General features: G+C 75.9%; 18 protein-coding genes. 11 read left to right on the forward strand and 7 right to left on the reverse strand.

Annotated features, from left to right (window positions below; translation table 11 throughout):
* Nucleotides 1-102: 102 nt before the first annotated feature.
* A complete protein-coding gene (locus ACIQIB_RS23905; protein ID WP_363610663.1) occupies nucleotides 103-1,281 on the forward strand; it encodes an ROK family protein in 1,179 nt (392 codons plus the stop codon).
* Nucleotides 1,282-1,438: 157 nt separating this feature from the next.
* A complete protein-coding gene (locus ACIQIB_RS23910) occupies nucleotides 1,439-2,545 on the forward strand; it encodes a PLP-dependent cysteine synthase family protein (RefSeq protein WP_400760454.1) in 1,107 nt (368 codons plus the stop codon).
* A 28-nt stretch (nucleotides 2,546-2,573) separates the two neighbouring features.
* Here ACIQIB_RS23910 and ACIQIB_RS23915 read toward each other — a convergent pair whose 3' ends face one another.
* The 5 genes from ACIQIB_RS23915 to ACIQIB_RS23935 all read right to left on the reverse strand — a co-directional run bounded on the left by ACIQIB_RS23915 (nucleotide 2,574) and on the right by ACIQIB_RS23935 (nucleotide 9,075).
* Nucleotides 2,574-4,967 carry a right-handed parallel beta-helix repeat-containing protein gene (locus ACIQIB_RS23915; RefSeq protein ID WP_400760457.1) on the reverse strand — a complete coding sequence of 798 codons (2,394 nt, stop codon included), beginning with the start codon at nucleotides 4,965-4,967 and terminating at the stop codon, nucleotides 2,574-2,576.
* 223 nt (nucleotides 4,968-5,190) lie between these two features.
* The gene (locus ACIQIB_RS23920) at nucleotides 5,191-6,069 is read right to left on the reverse strand and encodes an MOSC domain-containing protein (RefSeq protein WP_400760459.1); all 879 of its coding nucleotides are present in this window, start codon (nucleotides 6,067-6,069) and stop codon (nucleotides 5,191-5,193) included.
* A 234-nt stretch (nucleotides 6,070-6,303) separates the two neighbouring features.
* Nucleotides 6,304-7,122: a DUF6643 family protein gene (locus tag ACIQIB_RS23925; RefSeq protein ID WP_400760462.1), complete on the reverse strand. Its 819-nt coding sequence runs from the start codon at nucleotides 7,120-7,122 to the stop codon at nucleotides 6,304-6,306.
* A 128-nt stretch (nucleotides 7,123-7,250) separates the two neighbouring features.
* Complete coding sequence (locus ACIQIB_RS23930; RefSeq protein ID WP_400760464.1) at nucleotides 7,251-7,892, reverse strand: DegT/DnrJ/EryC1/StrS family aminotransferase; 642 nt, start codon at nucleotides 7,890-7,892, stop codon at nucleotides 7,251-7,253.
* 52 nt (nucleotides 7,893-7,944) lie between these two features.
* Nucleotides 7,945-9,075: a glycosyltransferase family 4 protein gene (locus tag ACIQIB_RS23935; protein WP_400658877.1), complete on the reverse strand. Its 1,131-nt coding sequence runs from the start codon at nucleotides 9,073-9,075 to the stop codon at nucleotides 7,945-7,947.
* A gap of 322 nt (nucleotides 9,076-9,397) precedes the next feature.
* On the opposite strand from ACIQIB_RS23935, the gene ACIQIB_RS23940 reads away from it, so the two are divergent.
* From ACIQIB_RS23940 to ACIQIB_RS23950, 3 genes are all read left to right on the forward strand, one after another.
* Nucleotides 9,398-10,513 (forward strand): glycosyltransferase family 4 protein, encoded by a 1,116-nt coding sequence (locus ACIQIB_RS23940; protein ID WP_400760467.1) that lies wholly within the window; start codon nucleotides 9,398-9,400, stop codon nucleotides 10,511-10,513.
* A gap of 107 nt (nucleotides 10,514-10,620) precedes the next feature.
* Nucleotides 10,621-11,304: a thiol:disulfide interchange protein DsbA/DsbL gene (locus tag ACIQIB_RS23945; RefSeq protein ID WP_400760470.1), complete on the forward strand. Its 684-nt coding sequence runs from the start codon at nucleotides 10,621-10,623 to the stop codon at nucleotides 11,302-11,304.
* 309 nt (nucleotides 11,305-11,613) lie between these two features.
* Nucleotides 11,614-11,787 carry a hypothetical protein gene (locus ACIQIB_RS23950; RefSeq protein ID WP_400760472.1) on the forward strand — a complete coding sequence of 58 codons (174 nt, stop codon included), beginning with the start codon at nucleotides 11,614-11,616 and terminating at the stop codon, nucleotides 11,785-11,787.
* A gap of 53 nt (nucleotides 11,788-11,840) precedes the next feature.
* On the opposite strand, the gene ACIQIB_RS23955 is transcribed toward ACIQIB_RS23950, so the two are convergent.
* Nucleotides 11,841-13,010, reverse strand: a complete 1,170-nt coding sequence (locus ACIQIB_RS23955) for a glycosyltransferase (protein WP_400760475.1) — start codon at nucleotides 13,008-13,010, stop codon at nucleotides 11,841-11,843.
* A gap of 57 nt (nucleotides 13,011-13,067) precedes the next feature.
* On the opposite strand from ACIQIB_RS23955, the gene ACIQIB_RS23960 reads away from it, so the two are divergent.
* Nucleotides 13,068-13,850: a glutamate racemase gene (locus tag ACIQIB_RS23960; RefSeq protein WP_400760478.1), complete on the forward strand. Its 783-nt coding sequence runs from the start codon at nucleotides 13,068-13,070 to the stop codon at nucleotides 13,848-13,850.
* A gap of 28 nt (nucleotides 13,851-13,878) precedes the next feature.
* Here ACIQIB_RS23960 and ACIQIB_RS23965 read toward each other — a convergent pair whose 3' ends face one another.
* Nucleotides 13,879-15,006, reverse strand: a complete 1,128-nt coding sequence (locus ACIQIB_RS23965; RefSeq protein ID WP_363610587.1) for a polysaccharide deacetylase family protein — start codon at nucleotides 15,004-15,006, stop codon at nucleotides 13,879-13,881.
* Between the two features lie 340 nt (nucleotides 15,007-15,346).
* Between ACIQIB_RS23965 and ACIQIB_RS23970 the strand changes: the two genes are divergently transcribed.
* The 5 genes from ACIQIB_RS23970 to ACIQIB_RS23990 all read left to right on the forward strand — a co-directional run bounded on the left by ACIQIB_RS23970 (nucleotide 15,347) and on the right by ACIQIB_RS23990 (nucleotide 18,265).
* Nucleotides 15,347-15,619 (forward strand): hypothetical protein, encoded by a 273-nt coding sequence (locus tag ACIQIB_RS23970; protein ID WP_400658863.1) that lies wholly within the window; start codon nucleotides 15,347-15,349, stop codon nucleotides 15,617-15,619.
* A 280-nt stretch (nucleotides 15,620-15,899) separates the two neighbouring features.
* Nucleotides 15,900-16,247: a polysaccharide deacetylase family protein gene (locus ACIQIB_RS23975; RefSeq protein WP_400760481.1), complete on the forward strand. Its 348-nt coding sequence runs from the start codon at nucleotides 15,900-15,902 to the stop codon at nucleotides 16,245-16,247.
* On the forward strand, nucleotides 16,214-16,591 hold the full coding sequence (locus ACIQIB_RS23980) for a hypothetical protein (protein ID WP_400760483.1): 378 nt from the start codon (nucleotides 16,214-16,216) through the stop codon (nucleotides 16,589-16,591). The genes ACIQIB_RS23975 and ACIQIB_RS23980 overlap by 34 nt, the downstream gene beginning before the upstream one ends.
* A 91-nt stretch (nucleotides 16,592-16,682) precedes the next feature.
* Nucleotides 16,683-17,171, forward strand: a complete 489-nt coding sequence (locus ACIQIB_RS23985; RefSeq protein WP_363610593.1) for an NUDIX domain-containing protein — start codon at nucleotides 16,683-16,685, stop codon at nucleotides 17,169-17,171.
* Nucleotides 17,168-18,265: a lipase gene (locus ACIQIB_RS23990; protein ID WP_400760485.1), complete on the forward strand. Its 1,098-nt coding sequence runs from the start codon at nucleotides 17,168-17,170 to the stop codon at nucleotides 18,263-18,265. The genes ACIQIB_RS23985 and ACIQIB_RS23990 overlap by 4 nt, the downstream gene beginning before the upstream one ends.
* The last annotated feature ends 7 nt before the right edge of the window (nucleotides 18,266-18,272 follow it).

An 18,272-nucleotide genomic window follows, 5' to 3' on the forward strand; every position in this document is an offset into this window, starting at 1 on the left:
GGTGTGCAGCTCACACCTTCAAGTCCGAAGCCAGGCTCTGCGGCCGACCCCGACGCGCAGCGCGACGCCCACCGCCGCGCGGCACCCGACCGCGGCCGGACGCTGCTGGGCCCGGCGCTCTCCCTCATCCACACCGGCCAGACGCCCACCCGCTCGGCGCTCACCCGCGCGCTGGACGTCACCCGGGCCACCGCCGGCGCCGTCACGGCGGAGCTGGAGGCGCTCGGCCTGATCGCCGTCGACTCCCGCCCGGCGGGCGGCGGCCGCGGCCGCCCCTCGCACCGGCTGGCCATCGACCCCGAGGGCCCGGTCGTCATCGCCGGGCAGATCCACGCCGACGGGCTGAGCGTCACCCTCGCCGGGCTCGGCGGCCTGCTGGACCCGCCCGTCCACCTGCCGCTGCCCGCCGCCACCGACCCGGTCCGGATGCTGCGCGCCGTCGCCCAGGCGGGCGCCGAGCTCGCCCGCGGCACCACCCGCCGCTGCCTCGGCGCCGCGCTCGCGCTGCCCAACCCGGTCACCGAGCCGGACGGCACCGCCCTAGCCGCACTGCACTTCGCCTGGCCCAGTGGCACGCCGGTCGCCGACCTGTACGACGTCGAGGTCGGCCGCGCCGACAACGGCCCGCACGCGCTGGACCCGCTGCCCTCCTTCGTCGCCAACGACGCCAACCTCGGCGCGCTCGCCGAGTACCGGCACGGGGCCGGGCGCGGCGCCCGCCACCTGCTGCTGGTCACCTCCGGCCACCGCGGCGTCGGTGGCGCGCTGGTGATCGACGGCCGGCTGCACACCGGCAGCGCGGGACTCGCGCTGGAGGTCGGCCACCTCACCGTCGACCCGCAGGGCCGCCCCTGCCAGTGCGGCAACCGGGGCTGCCTCAACTCCGAGACCGACCCCGACGCGCTGTTCGCCGCCGCCGGGCTCACCCCCGAGCCGGACCGCCCGCTGCTCGACCAGGCCCGCGAGCTCTGCCGCTCCGCCGCCACCGACCCGCGCGCCCGGGCCGCCGTCGAGCACGTGATCGACCGGCTCGGCCTCGGGCTCGCCGGAGTCGCCAACATCCTCAACCCCGACCGGGTGGTGCTCAGCGGCCTCCACCGCGACCTGCTGGAGGCCGCGCCCGAGCGGCTGCGCGCGGTGCTCGCCGAGCGCTCCCTCTGGGGCCGCAGCGGCCGGGTGCCGATCGTCGGCTCGGAGCTGGCGCACAGCGCACTGGCCGGCGCGGCCGAGCTGGCCTGGCTGCCGTACCTGGCGGACCCGCAGTCGGTGGCGGCGGGCTGAACCCCGGGCCCTCCGGCGCGCCGGCCGCCGGAGGGCGATGACACGCCAGGCCGCCGGAGGGCGATAAGCGGAAGCTGGGACAGCCGAAACGGTCACTTATCGTGACTCTCATATACTCGTAGTGAGCAACCGGGGGGTTCGAGCGAGGAGAGCCATCATGGGTATCGAGCCGACCGTCGACGTGGACCGCTCCGACGCGGACTACCGCAGCTGGCTCAAGGAGGCCGTACGCAAGGTCCAGGCGGACGCCAACCGCTCCGCCGACACCCACCTGCTGCGCTTCCCGCTCCCCGCCGACTGGGGCATCGACCTCTACCTCAAGGACGAGTCCACCCACCCCACCGGCTCGCTCAAGCACCGGCTGGCCCGCTCGCTCTTCCTGTACGGGCTCTGCAACGGCTGGATTCGCCCCGGCAAACCGGTGATCGAGGCCTCCAGCGGCTCCACCGCCGTCTCCGAGGCGTACTTCGCGCAGCTCGTCGGCGTGCCGTTCATCGCCGTGATGGCCAAGAGCACCAGCCAGTCCAAGATCGACCTGATCGAGTTCCACGGCGGCGAGTGCCACCTGGTCGAGCGCTCCGACGAGGTGTACGAGGCCTCCGCCCGGCTCGCCGAGGAGACCGGCGGCCACTACATGGACCAGTTCACCTACGCCGAGCGGGCCACCGACTGGCGCGGCAACAACAACATCGCCGAGTCGGTCTTCGCCCAGCTGCGCCTGGAGCCGCACCCCGAGCCGGCCTGGATCGTCGCCACCGCCGGGACGGGCGGCACCTCGGCGACCATCGCCCGGTACGTGCACTACCAGCAGTACGACACCCGGATCTGCGTCGCCGACCCGGAGAACTCCTGTTTCTTCGACGGCTGGGTCCGCCACGACCCGGACGCGGTCTGCGCGAGCGGCTCGCGGATCGAGGGCATCGGGCGCCCCCGGATGGAGCCGAGCTTCGTGCCCGGGGCGATCGACCGAATGATGAAGGTCCCGGACGCCGCCTCGGTCGCCGCCGTCCGGGTGCTGGAGCGGGTGCTCGGCAAGCGGGCCGGGGCCTCCACCGGGACGGGGCTGTGGAGCGCGCTGCGGATCGTCGCCGAGATGCGCGCCGCCGGGGAGCGCGGCAGCGTGGTCACCCTGATCTGCGACCCGGGCGACCGCTACCTCGACAAGTACTACTCGGACGACTGGCTGGCCGGCGAACGGATCGACATCGTGCCCTACCGCGCCGCACTGGACGCCTTCCTGGCCGGCGGCGCCTGGACGGGCTGACGCCGTCGGCCCGGGCGATCGCGGGCGGTCAGGGCGTGCGGGCGCCCGGGAGGTCGGCGGGGACGAGGAGCTGGAGCTCCTCGGTGGACGGGTCGGCGAGGTGGGCGACGCGCATGGCGTGGCGTTCGACCATGGTCTCGAAGACCTGCCGGGCGGTGCGGCCGTTGCCGAAGTTGGGGCCGCGCTCCAGGGTGGCGAAGTGGTCCAGCAGCGCGCCCTCGGTGGCCTCGGCCAGCGCGTACTCGTGCTCGGCGCACTGGGCGCGGGCGATCTCCAGCAGCTCCTCGGCGGTGTAGTCGGAGAAGGTGATGGTGCGGGAGAAGCGCGAGGAGACACCGGGGTTGGCGGAGAGGAAGCGCTCCATCTCACTGGTGTAGCCGGCCACGATGACGACCACCTCGTCCCGGTGGTCCTCCATCAGCTTGACCAGGGTGTCGATCGCCTCCCGGCCGAAGTCGCGGGCGCCGTCCTCGGGCGCCAGCGTGTACGCCTCGTCGATGAAGAGCACCCCGCCGCGGGCCCGGTCGAAGGCGGCGGCGGTGCGGATCGCGGTGGAGCCGATGTGCTCGCCGACCAGGTCCACCCGGGCGACCTCGACCAGGTGGCCGCGCTGCAGCACCCCGAGCGAGGCCAGGATCTCGCCGTAGAGCCGGGCCACCGTGGTCTTGCCGGTGCCGGGGGCGCCGGTGAAGACCAGATGGCGGCGGAGCGAGGGCGCCTTGAGCCCGGCCTGGCGGCGGCGCCGGCCGACCGCGATCAGGTCGATCAGCGTCCGGACCTCCTGCTTGACGGTGGCCAGGCCCACCAGCGCGTCCAGTTCGGCCAGCGCCTCGTCGGCCGGCCGGCAGTCCGGGATCGGGCCGATCGCCGCGGGTGCCGCCAACGGGGGCGGGGCGGTGGTCAGTTGGGCCGTTCTCGGGGCCGGCACCTCGGCCGCGGGGGCGGCCGGGGCGACATCGTCCGAGGTGCAGGCCTCCACCACCGGGCCGGGCTCGGAGAACTCGAAACCGGCCCGCTCGTTCTGTTCGGCCCGGCAGCGGATGAGCTGGGTGCGGCAGCCGTCGATGATGTGGAAACCGAAGCCCTTGCCGTGCGAGACCCGGCAGTCCTCGAAGGTGCCCCGGCCCTGCGCGGAGACGTACACGCCGGCGTCCGAGCTGGCCCGGACGGTGCAGTCGCGCAGCACCGGGTCGGCGCCCTTGGTGACGATGACGCCGGTGGCCACGTCGGAGATCTCGCAGCCGGTGAGCAGCCCGCCGCTGCCGTGGTCGCGGAACCAGAGCCCGGTGCCCGCCTCCTGGACCCGGCAGCCGGTGAGGGTCACCCCGGCACCGCCGCTGACCGACACCGCCGAGCTGCGGATCCGGCTGAACGAGCAGCCGTCGGCGGTGGCGGCGGAGTCGCGGTCCAGCACGAAGAGCGCGTCCGGCAGGTCGTGCAGCGAGCAGTCGGTGAGGGTGAGCCGGGCGCCGTCGCTGACCCAGAGGGCCGGGTACTCCCCGGTCGAGCCGTGGATCTCGCTGGACTCGGCGACGGCCTCGGTGCCCTGGTCCCAGACCGAGAGCGCGCCGCGCCCGAAGTCCCGGACGGTGCTGCCGGAGAGGCTGAGCCGGGCCCGGCCGCGCAGGTCGGCGCCGTTCTCCGGCAGGTCGTGCAGCCGGCAGCCGGTCAGCACCAGCTCGGCCTCGCCGTCCAGGGTCAGGCCGTTGCCCGTGACCCGGTGGATCTCGCAGTCGATCAGCCGCCCGCCGGCCTGCGCCTCGGCCTGCACCCCGCTGCCGCGGATCTCGTAGATCTCGCAGCCGGTCAGCTCGGCGGCGCTGCCCGGGTCGGTGAGCAGCACCCCGGCGCCGGAGGCGTGGTGCACCCGGCAGCGCTCCAGCGCGGCGGTGGCGCCGCCGAGCACCGCGAGCCCGGCCTGCCCGGCGGCGGCGACCTCGCAGTCCTCGAACGCGGCCGCCGTGCCCTCGCCGCGCAGCCGCAGGCCGAGGCCCGCCGGGTTGGAGACCACACAGCCGCGCAGGGTGGGCCGGGCGCCGGCGGTGACCTCGATACCGCTGGCCGAGCGGGTCTCCACCCGGCAGCCGCTGAGCGAGGGCGTCGCCGCCGGGCCGGTGACCAGGACGGCCGGGACGGAGCTGTCGCTGCCCTCGATCACCAGGTCGCGGACGATGGCGGCGGACGTCACGGTCAGCGGTACCCCGCCCGGCGGGTCGATCCGTACCGTGCCGGGCCCCTGGGCCGGGACGACGGTGACCGGTTTGTCCAGGACCACGTTCTCCCGGAAGGTGCCCGGCCGGATCGTCACGGTGTCGCCCGGTTCGGCGGCGGCCAGGGCCTCCGCGAGGGTGTCGTACTCGCCGGCGCGGCGCCGCCAGCGGGATGCGCTGTCCTGGGTGACCCGGACCCTGTGCTCAGCCATGACGGTCTGTCGTCCCCACCTTCATCGAGCCGGCGATCAACGGGCCGTACGCGGGGGTGCGCGGGCCGCCCGCCCACCGTAGCGCGCTCGCGCGGGTGGTCCGCCCGCCCGCCGCCGTACGGGACCGCGGACGCCCGGTGCCCGGCACCCCCTTCAACGAGTGCGCGCGCTTCCGGTTCCGGCCCCGCGGGCGGCGGCACCCGGTGGCCGGACCAGGCCGTTCTCAGACCAGGCCGTGCTCCGGCCAGTGCGCGCCCTCCTCCAGCACCTCGACCTCGTCGCCGACCCGCAGCGTGCCGAACACGTCGCCCTCGACCCCGGCCGGGCGCTCGGGGATCAGGTTCTGGCCGAACGCGGCCTTCTTCAGCAGTTTGTGGTGCCGGGCCAGGGTGCGGAGCGGCTCGGGGCCGCGCCGCTCGCCGCTCTCCTGGTCGGTGGTGGTGACCACGCAACGGCCGCAGGGCTTGACCACCTTGAAGGTCAGCTCGCCGATCCGGATCCGGCGCCAGCCGTCCTCGGCCCACGGCTTGGTGCCGGTGACCACCGCGTTGGGGCGGAAGCGCCCCATCGGCAGCGTCTCGTGGCCCTCGGCGTGCTCGGCGGCGATCAGCGCGTTCAGCTCGTCGAGCGAGGCGGTGGTGGCGAGCAGCAGGGGGAAGCCGTCGGCCATCGAGACGGTGTCGCCGGGCTCGGAGAAGTCCGGGTCGACCGGCCGGGCGCGCGGGTCGTCCAGGTGCACCAGGCGGTAGTCGCCCAGGTGTTCGGCGATCCACCGGTGCGCCTCCTCGGCGGCCTCGGCGGCGCGGAAGCGGGTGCCCCAGACCTCGACGTCCGCGAGCGGGGCGCCGGCGGTCACGGCGGGGGCCGGGACGTCGATCCGGGAGCCGTCGGGGGCGGTGAGGGCGAGTGAGCCGTCGGTGGCGAGTTCGGCGCGGATCTGGCCGAGCGCGGCGTTCTCCCGCTGGCTGACGAAGCGTCCGGAGGCATCGGCGAGCATCCAGCGGCGGTCGCCGGCCAGACCCCACGGCTCGACCCGGGCGCTGGCCGGGCTGAGGCGGTACATGGACTTGACGGGGTAGACGTGGAGACCGGAGAGCTGCATTCCTCCATCCTGCCAGCCCCGCCGGACGGCGGGCACACCCCCCGGTGCACCCCCCGGCGCACCCGCCGTGCCCCCGTACGCGCACGGACCGCCCGGACGCCGTGGGGTGGCGGTCCGGACGGTCCGTGGATGACCCGTTTCTCCGTACGCCCGGCGCGCGGTGGTACGCCGGGTGGTGCTCAGGTGGTGCGGGTGCCGGCCGGGTGGGGGTCGGCCCATGGGGTGGTCAGCGGCTCAGTAGCCCTGGCCCTGCGACTGGTAGCCGCCCTGCTGGAACTGGCCGGGCTCGCCGTACGGGCCCGGGCGTTGCGGCTGCATCGGGCGGACCGGCGCGACGGGCGCGACGGCCGGGCGGAGCTGGGCGCCGCCGAAGCCCTGGTCGCCGCCCTGGCCCTGGTACCCCTGGCCGGCCGGGTTCGGTCCGGCGCAGGGCTGCGGGCCGCCGAAGCCCTGCGGGCCGCCGTGCGGCTGGCCGGCCGGGTTCTGCGGTCCGCCGAAGGGGCCGGGGCCGCCGAGCGGCTGGGCGCCGAAGGTCTGCTGCTGGCCGCCCTGGCCGGCGCCGACGAAGGTGTTCTGCCCGCCGAAGCTCTGGCCGCCGGACGGCTGGTAGCCGCCGCCGGTGGTCTGCGAGAAACCGGGCGCCGGCGTCTGCGGGCGCTGGCCGGGCACGTACGGCTGGGGGCCGCCGTAACCGGGGACGGGCGGCTGGGGCGCGGCGGCGTAGGCCGGCGCGGGCTGCGCCGGGAGGTACGTCGTGGCGGGGCCGGCGGACGGGGCGCTGCTCGGGCCGGGGCCGAGGGCGAGGCGGGCGGGCGGCAGCGCGGGGAGGTTGCTGCCGGTGCTCTCGTACCCGGAGCCGTACCGGTTCTCGTAGGACGGGCCGGCGCCCGGGCCGTACCCGGTGGACAGGGCCGGTGGCAGGGCGGCCGGCACGTTGATGGGCGCGATCTGGGGGACACCGCGCTCTGCGACAAGACTGTCGTAGATGGGCGTGCCGGAGGAGAAGGACGGAGAGGGGTAGCCGACTCCGTCGTAGGAGCGGGGCGAGGTCATGGGGCATACGGTAAGCCCACAACGCGCCTGCTGAGGAGAGCGGGAGGCAGTGCAGTTCGAGTGTTTACACAGTCTTCGCTCGCACAAAGGTTTCGAAAGTGGGAAGAACGGACATTCCGGCGGCGACTTCAGGCCAACCCGGAGCCCGTGCGGACTCTCGAACGCCACCCGGACACGGCTCGCGCGGGCCCGTGTGGTGACGGGCCGGTGGACGGTTCGGGCACCGCCGAAGAAACTTCTGCGGACAGGGCGTGCGCTGGCGCATTCGAGCCCCCGCCGAGGGCGTGACGGTGGCTCGTGAATGTTTCGGGAATAAAATTCCCGTGAAGGTGTTCGACGGGTGCCCGTGAGACGGAGCCGCAGGCCCCCGGCCGGACATCCTGCCGACCGGATGCGCCCGCGGTCCAACCGCGTTCACCCGAACCGCCCAACCGGGTGCGGCCCGTCAGACGCTCCGCGTACGGCTGGATCCGGGTCACCGCGCCGGCGATCCGGCGCACGGTGGGCGCGTCCATCTGCGACCAGAGCGGGACGGTCAGCACCGAGGCGGCCGGCCGGTCGGTCACCGGCAGTGACTCGGCCTGGCCGAGATGGGCGTGGGCCCGCTGGCGCTGCACCGGCGGGTGGAAGTAGCGGCGCGAGCCGATGCCCTCGGCCCGCAGGACGGCGGCGAGCCGCTCGGCGGTCGGGCCGAAGGCGTCCGACCGACCCCCGCCGCCCGCGCCCGTCCCCCTCCCGCGATGCTTGCCGAGCCGCGACGTGCGGCGCAACCGCCTTGGCGATACTGGGGGCAGTCGGTGACCGGCGGGCCGTCGGGACCGGTCAGACCGGGCGCAGTCGCAGCGAGCGTTCGTAGAACTCGACCATCTGCGCGGACACCTGGTGCAGCGTGAACGAGGTCAGGAACCGCGCCCGGGCCGCCTTCGCCCGCACCCGGGCCGACGCCCGGTCGTCCAGCGTGTCGGTGAGCGCCGCCGCCAGCTCGGCCGGCCGCTCCGGCGTCACCAGCCGGGCGTAGTCCTCCGAACCGACCGTCTCGCGCAGCGCGGGCACGTCCGCGCAGACCAGCGGGACACCGACGCCCATCGCCTCCATCGCCGCACTGCCCAGCCCCTCCCAGCGGGACGGCGCGGCGAGCGCGTCGGCGGCGGCCATCAGGTCGAACACGTCCCCGCGCGGACCGAGGAAGCGGACGTTCCCGGCGGCCTCGGCGAGCGCCCGCAGCCGCACCGTCTCGGTGCCCTCGCTGCCCGCCAGCAGCAGCACCGCCTCCGGCTCCGCCCGCAGCACCGCCGGCCACGCCTCCAGCAGCACGTCCAGACCCTTCTGGTACTGCTGGCGCGCCGCCGCGAGCACCACCGGGACGTCCTGCGGCAGATCCAGCGCGGCCCGGACGGCGGCCCGGCGCTCCGGGGTGATGATGCCCAGCAGCTCGGGGTCGCGCCCGCGCGGGACGACGTCGATCCGCTCCCGCGGCACCCGCAGCCGCTGTGCCATCGCCCCGGCCACATACCTGGTCAGCGCGTGGAACCGGCGGGTGCCCTGGGCCGTCGCCGCGTCCACCGCCTGCGCGGCCCGGACCTTCCAGGGGCTGAGCCCGCGCGCGTTGAGGTGCTCCGGGCCGTACGCCGAGTTCACCAGGCTGGACACCACCGGCGTGCGGGCCGACAGCGCGGCGGCCCGGCCGAGCACGTCCGACTCGTACAGGGTGGTGTGGACCAGCTCCGGCCGCCGTTCGCGGATCAGCCGGTGCAGCGCGGCGGCCGTCCGCCCCCGGGTGGCCCGGCCCACGCCGAACACGTCGGCCCCCGCCTCGGTCAGCTCCGGCTGGAAGCCCCCGGGTGACTCCTCGAGGTACGCGACATCCAGTTTCACGCCGGCCCGCACCAGTTGGGGGGCCATCGCCACCAGACCCTGCTCGGCCCCACCGACCCGGCTCACGCTGTCGATCACATAGAGCACATGCACAGGCCAACCCCCGCCCTCCTGGGCGCGGCCGGTCTCCCATGCCGGCCGGCACCCTGACTGCCGATCAGCATCGCAGGTGGCGGGCACCGCCCGCCAGGGATTAGGCCAGGCCGGTCCCACGGGCGCCGGGGCAGCCGGGGGCGGTCGACGGCGCTGGGGGCGCGAAACAAGGCGTACGGTCGCCATGCCCCGCGCACGACGGCTCGCGGTCGGCGCCCGCCAGGAGTACCGGCACCGGCGTACGGGCCACCACCGGGTTGCGCGAAGGGGCTGTAACCGCGCCGGGCGCTGTGCCAAGGTCGTTCCCATGCCCGACGCCGTGTCGGCCAAGACGGCCGGAACCCGCCCCCGCATCCTGCACGTGATCACCGACCCGCGCCGCCGAGGCGCCCAGAACCTCGCCCGGGACCTCCACCGGGAACTCCGCCGCCGGGGCCAGGCCTCCGCGCTGCGCGCCCTCGCCCCGCACCCCGACGCCCACCCCGACGCCCCCGACACCCGCGCCACCACCGTGCTCGGCCCCGGTCGGCTGCACCCCGCCACCCTGCTCGCCCTGCGCTCCGCCGCCCGGACCGCCGACCTCGTGCTCGCCCACGGCTCCGCCACCCTCCCCGCCTGCGCCCTCGCCCTGGCCGGCACCCGCACCCCGTTCGTCTACGTCTCCATCGGCGACCCCCGGCACTGGACCGCCCGCCCGCTGCGCCGGCTGCGCACCGGCCTCCTGCTGCGCCGCGCGGCCGCCGTCACCGCGCTCGCCGACGAGGCCCGCGCCGTTCTGCTCGACCGGTTCCGGCTGCCCGCCGCCACGGTCCGCACCATCCCCAACGCCCGTGCCGCCGACCGCTATCCGCCCGCCGACGGCGACGCCGACCGCCGTGCCGCCCGGCAGGCCCTCGGCCTGCCCACCGACGGCCTGCTGGTCGCCTGGGTCGGCGCGATCGCCCCCGAGAAGCGCCTGGACCTCGCCCTCGACGCCCTCGACCGGCTGCCCGACGTCCGCCTCGCGGTGGCCGGCGACGGCCCGGGCCGCGCCGCCCTGGAACGCCACCCGGCCGCCGCCCGCACCCACTTCCTCGGCACCCTCGCCGACCCGGCCCCGCTCTACCGGGCCGCCGACGCCCTGCTGTTGACCAGCGACAGCGAGGGCGCGCCCGGCGTCCTGATCGAGGCCGCGCTGGCCGGGCTGCCCGCCGTCGCCACCGATGTCGGCTGGGTCCGCTCGGTGGTCCGCGACGGCGCCACCGGCGCGCTGGTCGCCCCCGGCGACCCGGTCGCCCTCGCCGAGGCGCTGGCCAAGGTGCTGGCCGGCGACCGCGCCACGCTCGGCGCCGCCGCCCGCGCGCGGGCCCTGGAGCACTTCGAACTCGGCGTGGTGGCCGACGCCTGGCAGCGGCTCTTCACCGACGTGTGGGGAAGAGGCTGACCGCCCGCCGAACAGGCCGGGCCGGGCTGCGCCGAACGGGCGAATCCCGGCCCGGCCGCCCCCGGGAGACTGGCCGGTAACGATCCGTCATCGACACACTGCCCGGTGTGAAATCGCTGCTGAGGTCCACCGTCCTGCTCGCCGTCGCCGCCGGGATCGCCGCGTCCCCCCTCCAGGCCGGCGCGATCACCCCTCAACCGCCCCACGAGGGCGCCCAGTACGTCCGCCTCGACCAGCCGCAGCCGGTGCGCGAGAGCACCCGCACCGAGGCGGTCGAGTTCTTCTGGTACGACTGCAGCCACTCCCAGCTCCTGGAACAGCCGCTCCAGGACTGGGCCGGGAGGCACCGGGCCGACGCCACCCTCCGCCGGGTGCCCGCCGTCTGGCCCGGCGACCCCCACGAGGGTGCCCAGCGCGGCCATGCGCGCCTCTACTACACGCTGGAGCGCCTCGGCCTGGTCGAGCGCCTGCAGACCACCGTCTTCCGCGCCGTCCGCGTCGACCGGGCGGACCTCACCACCGAGGCCGGCGCCGCCGACTGGGCGCTGCGCCAGGGCGTCGACCCGCGGCGGTTCCGCGAGGCGTACCGCTCCGCCGAGGTCCAGCGGGCCACCGACGAGGCCGCCGGGCTGTTCGTCCGGTACGGCGTCGAGGAGCTGCCCACCGTGGTCGTCCAGGGCGAGTACCGCACCTCGCCGACCAGGGCCGGCGGTGTCGAGGCCATGCCCGGCGTCCTCGACCACCTGGTCGAGCTGGAACGGCAGGGGCAGCAGGCCCGGCCCGGTCGCTGACCCGCCGCCGGCCCCGTCCGCCGACGCCCGGCGGCCCCTCGCCGGCCCGGAACGTGCGCCGGGGCCCGGCCGGACGACCCGGCCGGGTCCCGGACCTGATCACCTTCACCGATCCGACCCCCGAGGACCACACCCTGCGCCAGGGTGGGCGCCGGGCCACACCGCCGCGGTACGGAACTGCCGTGGCGGCGGGCCCACTTCTCGATACCGGCGGTACCGGAGAGGGCAGGGCTCCGTGGGGGGCAACGCGCGCAGCTCGTCGACGATCCCGCCCGCCGGGCGCGGCTCGGTGCCTGGGGGCGGGAGTGGGTGGTCGGCCGGTTCTCGCTGGACAGCGCCACCACCGCGTTCGAGGAGCTGTACGCCCGGGTGCCGGCCCGCCCCGCCGGGGCGGCGCGGATGACCAGCTGGCTGCGGGACCTGGAGCGGATGACCAGGTACGAGTTCACCGAACCGGCCGCGCTGCGGATGCTCGGGCGCTGACCGCACGGAAGGCGCTGGGAAGGCGCCGGGACGGTGCCGACGGCGCCGGCCGCTCAGTAGGTCCGGCCCTTCCAGGACGCCCCGCGACCCCGCCAGTGCCGCACCGCCGAGTCCACCGTCATCAGCAGGTACAGCGCCGCCGTGAACGGCAGCAGCAGCGCGGCCGGCGCGGGCCGGCGGTAGTAGCGGAGCATCGGCAGATACGTCCCCGCCATCAGCGCCCAGGCCGCGCCGCCCGCCCCGGCCACCGCCCACCGGGCGGTGGCCAGCCCGGCCAGCGTCGCCACCGGCGGCACCAGGTAGACCAGCGTCAGCCCCAGCACCGTCCCGAGCAGCAGCACCGACGAGTGCCGGAGCTGGGCGTACGCGCTGCGCGAGACCATCCGCCACAGCTGGGCGAGGCGCGGGTACGGCCGGACGCTGTCCACCTCCTCGGCCAGGCCCAGCCAGATCCGTCCGCCGGACGCCTTCACCGCGCGGGCCAGCGACACGTCGTCGATCACCGCGCCCCGGATCGCCGCCACCCCGCCCGCCCGCTCCAGGGCGTCCCGCCGCACCAGGGAGCAGCCGCCCGCCGCGGCGGCCGTCCGGCTGCCGGGCCGGTTGCTCCGGCGGAACGGGTACAGCTGGGCGAAGAAGTACACGAAGGCCGGGACGATCAGCCGCTCCCAGCCGGTCTCCACCCGCAGCCGGGCCATCTGCGAGACCAGGTCCAGCCCGTTGCTCTCGGCTCCGGCCACCAGGTCGGCCAGCGAGTCCGGGCCGTGCGCGATGTCGGCGTCGGTCAGCAGCAGGTACTCGGCGTCCGGCCCGGCCAGCTCCACGCCGTGCCGCAGCGCCCACAGCTTGCCCGTCCAGCCGGGCGGCAGCGGGGGAGGGGTGGTGACGGTCAGCTCCAGGCCGGCCGTGCTGGTGAGGCCCGGGGCGGCGGGGTCAGGGGTGGCGAGGTTCGACGCGACCGCGCCCGTGCCGTCGGAGCTGTGGTCGTCCACCAGGATCACCCGGGCCCGGCCCGGGTACTTCTGCGCGAGCAGGCTCGGCAGGCTGAGCGGCAGCACCTCCGCCTCGTCCCGGGCCGGCACCACCACCGCGACCGCGGGCCAGCGCGCGGGCGGCCGACGGGGCGGGAGACGTACGTCGGTACGCCAGAACAACCCGTGGCAGCACGCCAGCCAGAGCCAGACCAGCAGGGAGAGCACGGCGATCCACAGCAGGACGGTCACCCCGGCAGTCTGCCGCACCCGGGGCCCGGCGGGGCGGATCGACTAAAGTCTTGACCCGTGAAGATCGCACTGATGGACTCCGGAATCGGCCTGCTGGCCGCCGCCGCCGCCCTTCGGAAGCTGCGCCCGGACGCCGATCTGGTGCTCTCCTCCGACCCGGCCTCGATGCCCTGGGGCCCGCGCACGACCGAGGAGGTGACGGCGCTCGCCGTCGGTTGCGCGCGGGCGGCGGCCGCCCTCGAACCGGACGCGCTGGTGATCGCCTGCAACACCGCCTCCGTCCACGCGCTCGCCGCGCTCCGGGCCGAACTGGAGCCCGGACTGCCCGTCATCGGCACGGTGCCCGCCATCAAGCCGGCCGCCGCCCTCGGCGGGCCGGTCGCGATCTGGGCCACCCCCGCGACCACCGGCAGCGCGTACCAGCGCGGGCTGATCCGTGACTTCGGCGGGGCGGCCAGCGTCACCGAGGTCGCCTGCCCGGGCCTGGCCGACGCCGTCGAACACGGCGACGACGACGCCATCGAGGCGGCCGTCACCGACGCGGCCGCCCGCACCCCGGCCGGTACGGCGGCGATCGTCCTGGGCTGCACCCACTACGAACTCGTGGCCGACCGCATCCGGGCCGCCGTGGCGCCCACCGCGGCCGCCCAGCTCACCCTGCACGGTTCCGCCGGCGCGGTCGCCGCCCAGGCCCTGCGCCGCATCGGGGACCCGGCCCGCCGGGGCACCGGCACCCTCACCGTCCTCCACGCAGGCCGCCCCGCCGCCCTTCCCACCGCCGCCACCCGCTACCCCCAGGGCCGTACCCTCGCCGCCCCGGCCCCGCTCCCGGCCGTTTGACGGGGGCCCCGGCCCGGACGAGGTCCTGCTACGCGACGGCCTGGCCGCGCCAGCGGCGGTAGGCGGGCTCCAGCCCGGACAGGATGGTGTCGAAGCGGCGGGTGCTGGTGGTGGAGTCGACCTGGAGGCGGCTGATCTGGAGCGGGTGGTCGGGGAGCCGGGGGCCCAGGCGGTGGTCGGAGAGGAACCCGAGGTGGTAGCCGAGCTCCTGCAGGACGGTTTCGGCACGCGGGTCGTGGCCGCCGTCGGGGTAGGCGAAGGCGATCGGGGGCTCGCCGAGCCAGCGGGTGAGGGCTTCGTGCGCGCCGGTGATCTCGGTCCGGACGGTGGCGTCGTCGCAGCGCCCGAGGCAGGGGTGCCCCTGGGTGTGGTTGCCGATCGCGACCCCGCCCTCGCGCAGGGCGAGCAGGTCGGTGGGGGTGAGCTGGTCCTGGCGGGGAGGCCTGCGGTCCGCGCTGACCCGCAGTTCCTGGAGGCTGCGCCGCCGGTCGGGGTCGGGCATGGCCTTGAGCCGGCGCAGCAGCTGCGAGGGGTGTCCGCAGTCGAGTGAACGGGCGCGCCCGCCGTGCCGGGCGAGGAAGTCGGCCTCGTGCCACCAGAACGGTCGTTCCGTCCCGATCAGCTCGGAGATCACGAAGGCGGCGGCCGGGATGCCCCGGTCGTTCAGCGCGGGCAGGGCGTGGGTGAGAACGCTGCGGTCGGCGTCGTCGAAGGTGACCAGCACGCTCCGGGCCGGCAGCGGACGGCGGTCCGCGACGGCCTGCCGGACGGCGTCCAGTGAGACGGGCGTGGCAAGTCTTCGCAGCCGGTCCAGCTGGGCGCCGAAGGACCGCGGGTCCGTCACGCCGTGATAGGCGAGCACGGCGAGCCGCTGGGCGGCGCGGGCCCGGAACAGGGGCTGGACGGGGGCGAAGCGCAGCCACTCACCTCGCCCGTCCGAGTGACAGCCCGCGGACTGCGCGGCGTGCCGCCCACCGCGCGCCCCGGCACCGCGCTGCTCGCGGGCCGCCGCGCCCGTCGCTGAGCGGGCTGGCGAGCGTGTGGACGCGCCGGACACCGGCTGGGCCGCCGCCCGTGGCAGCGGGCGAACACGCACGCCGGGCGCGGACCTGGCCGGGGCCGTCGAGGTCGACGTCGTGGACTGGGACTGCGGCACGGTTCCCCCTCGGTCGCCGATGCGGCGTGGCGGTACCGCCGGAGGACGGAGCCCGGCCTCCGACACCAAGGGCACGGCGGCTCCGCCCCCTGGGTATTCCGGTCCACGGCGGGGACTCCCAACCCGCACCGCGGACGGCTCCTGGATCGCTCAATGTAGTGGAGACCGATACGCCGCGTAGATGGTTGTACCGGACAGTCGAGGATTTTTCGCGCGCCGGAGGCGGGGCGGCCCCGGCCGCGCGCCGGAGTGCGCCCGACGCCGGGGCGGTTGCGGAGGGTGTCCGGGGAATCACTTCCCGCGGGCTGCCCCGGGCGCCCTCCCGGGGTACCTTGGGCTCATGGCAGATGCGGAACGTGATCACTCCCACCCGCACGGCGCGACCAGGATGGCCCGCCTGTGGAGTGGTGGCGCGCTGGTCACCCACCAGATCCCGCTGGCGATGGTCGGCCTGGCCTGTCTGGCGGTGGGCATCGTGGTCGCGGTGGCGGTTCCGGACAGTGACGGACCGGCCTGGGCGATGGCGGTGGCCGGATGTCTCGGGGCCGGCGTGCTGCTGCTCGGCCGGATCGCGTTCGCCGTGCTGCGGTACCGCCGGGGCGCCACGCTCTGACGCGGGACGGGCGCCCGTCTCAACCGGTCGGATCGGCCGGTTTTCAGCCCATCCGCCAACTCCTTCTCGCTTCTTTCACCATTCCGGTCCACCAGCCCCACACTTCCCCCTGCTGTGATTTCCGTCCGGTGCGTCAACTGCGCCGGATACGGGGCCACTTGACGGCGCCGGGGAGGGCGCCGCAGAGGGGGGCGATGAGCGGCACAGCCGCGCCCGGACCGACCGGAGCCGACGGAGGCATCCGCGCCCAGGTCAAGCGCCGGCTGGCGCGCCCGGCCGGGTGGTCTCCCTGGACGAGGCCGTCGACCGGATCGAGGCCGGCCGCCGGACCCCCGGCACCGTGCTCACCTTCGACGACGGCTTCGCGGACGTCTACGAGAACGCCTGGCCGCTGCTGCGCGAACGCGCCCTCCCGTTCACCGTCTACCTCGCCAGCTGCCACGTCGGCGGCGAGACGCGCTGGGAGGGCTCCACCGCCAAGGGCGCCGGCGCGTCCGCGCTCAGCTGGGAGCAGCTGCGCGAGATGACCGGCTCCGGCCTCTGCACCGTCGCCAACCACACCCGCACACCGCTCTGCTGGACGGCCTCGGCACGGTGCCCGCGACCCTGCTCCACCCGCGGGCGCTGATCGCGCCCGAGGCCGAACTCGGCCCCGGCTGCCTGGCGATGGGCGGGGCGTACGTGTCCAGCAGCGTGCGCCTGGGCGCGCACAGCCAGGTCCACTACAACGCGACCGTCGGGCACGACAGCGTGCTCGGTGAGCGGGTGACGGTCTGTCCGGGCGGCAACGTCTCCGGTGCGGTGCTGCTGGACGACGGCGCGACCGTCGGCGGCAACGCCGTGGTGCTCCAGGGCCGCAAGGTCGGCGCGGGCGCCTTCGTCGGCGCCGCCGCCGTGGTCACCAGGGACGTCCCGCCCGGCGAGGTGGTGGTCGGCTCGCCGGCCGGACCCCTGCGGACGCCCTCCCGGTAAGGCGCGCGCCGGGCGCGTGTCGCGGTGGCGAGGACAGCGGGGCCGGGCAGAGCCGCAGGTCCGACGTGGACCGGTGGATAGGCTGCGGGGCATGGCCATTCCTCCGTTCCTCGCCGAACTCCGCTCCGTGGTCGGTACCCGCCCGCTCTGGCTCAGCGCCGTCGTGACCGTCGTCCTGGACGACGACGGCCGGGTGCTGCTCGCCCGGCGCGCCGACGACGGCCGCTGGGCGCTGCCCGGCGGCATCCTCGACCCCGGTGAGCAGCCCGCCGACGGCGCGGTGCGCGAGTGCCTGGAGGAGACCGGCGTCGCCGCCGTCCCCGAACTGCTCGCCTCGGTCGGCGTGACACCGGAAGTGACCTACCCCAACGGCGATGTGACGCGGTACGTGCTCCTCACCTTCCGCTGCCGGGCGGTCGGCGGCGAGGCCCGGGTCAACGACGACGAGTCGCTCGCGGTCGGCTGGTACACCCTGGACGCGCTGCCGCCGATGATCGACGAGGAGCACCAGCGGCTGCGCCAGGCCCTGGAGTGCCAGGGCGCGGCGTTCTTCGAATGGGAAGGCAGGGAGCGGCCGTGACCGGCCGGCTGGCCGAAGTCCCGCTGCGGGACGGCCCGGTGCGGGTCCGGGGCGCCCTGCATCTGGAGCGGGCCGAGCACGGTCTGCGGCCCTGGCGGCTGCCCGCCTGGACGGCCGGGCAGTTCCCGGACGGCGAGCTGCGCCGGGTGGCCGCCATGCCGTCCGGTGTGCGGCTGGCCTTCCGGACGGCGGCCGCGGTGCTCGAACTCGCCCTGTACGCCGAGCCGGAGTCGCCGTACCCCGGGGCGGTCGAGCTGTGGCTGGACGGCGTCCGGACCGACCGGGCTCCGCTGCCGCCCGCGGGCGGGCCCGTCGTCCTCCGGTTCGCCACCGGGGCGGGCGGTGAGCGGGAGGCCGAACTGTGGCTTCCCCAGTGGACCGCCGTCGAACTGACCGCCCTGCGCGCGGACGCCCCGGTCCTCCCGCCCCGGCCGACCGGGCGCCGCCGCTGGCTGCACCACGGCAGTTCGGTCAGCCAGGCACCGGAGGCCGCCTCGGCCGCCGACACCTGGCCGTGGATCGCCGCCGGGCGGGCCGGCGTCGACCTGCTCAATCTCTCGCTCGCGGGCAACGCCCAGCTGGACCCGTTCACCGCCCGGACCATCCGTGACCAGCCGGCCGATCTGATCAGCCTCAAGATCGGCATCAACGTCCTGACCAAGGCCTCGTTCCGGCTGCGCACCTTCGGTCCGGCCGTGCACGGCTTCCTCGACACCGTCCGCGAGGGCCATCCGGACACCCCGCTGCTGGTGGTCTCCCCGGTGTTCAGCCCGCCGTTCGAACGGACGCCAGGCCCGGCGGCGTTCGAGGCGACGGAGACCGGCGGTCGGTTCGCGGCGCTCGGGGACCGGGCGGACGTCCCGGCCGGGGCGCTCACCCTGGAGGTGGTCCGCGCCGAACTGGCCCGGATCACCGCCGCCCGGGCCGCCACCGACCCGGCGCTGCACTACCTCGACGGGCTCGCGCTGCTCGGCCCGGCGGACGCCGACGGGCTCGTCGACCTGCTGCACCCGGGCCCGGCCGGGCACACCCTGATCGGCGAGCGCTTCGCCCGGCTGGCCTTCTGCCCGAGCGGCCCCTTCGCCGTGCCCTGAAAGACCC

It is taken from the genome of Kitasatospora sp. NPDC092286 (genome assembly GCF_044755565.1).
Taxonomy (GTDB): Bacteria; Actinomycetota; Actinomycetes; order Streptomycetales; family Streptomycetaceae; genus Kitasatospora.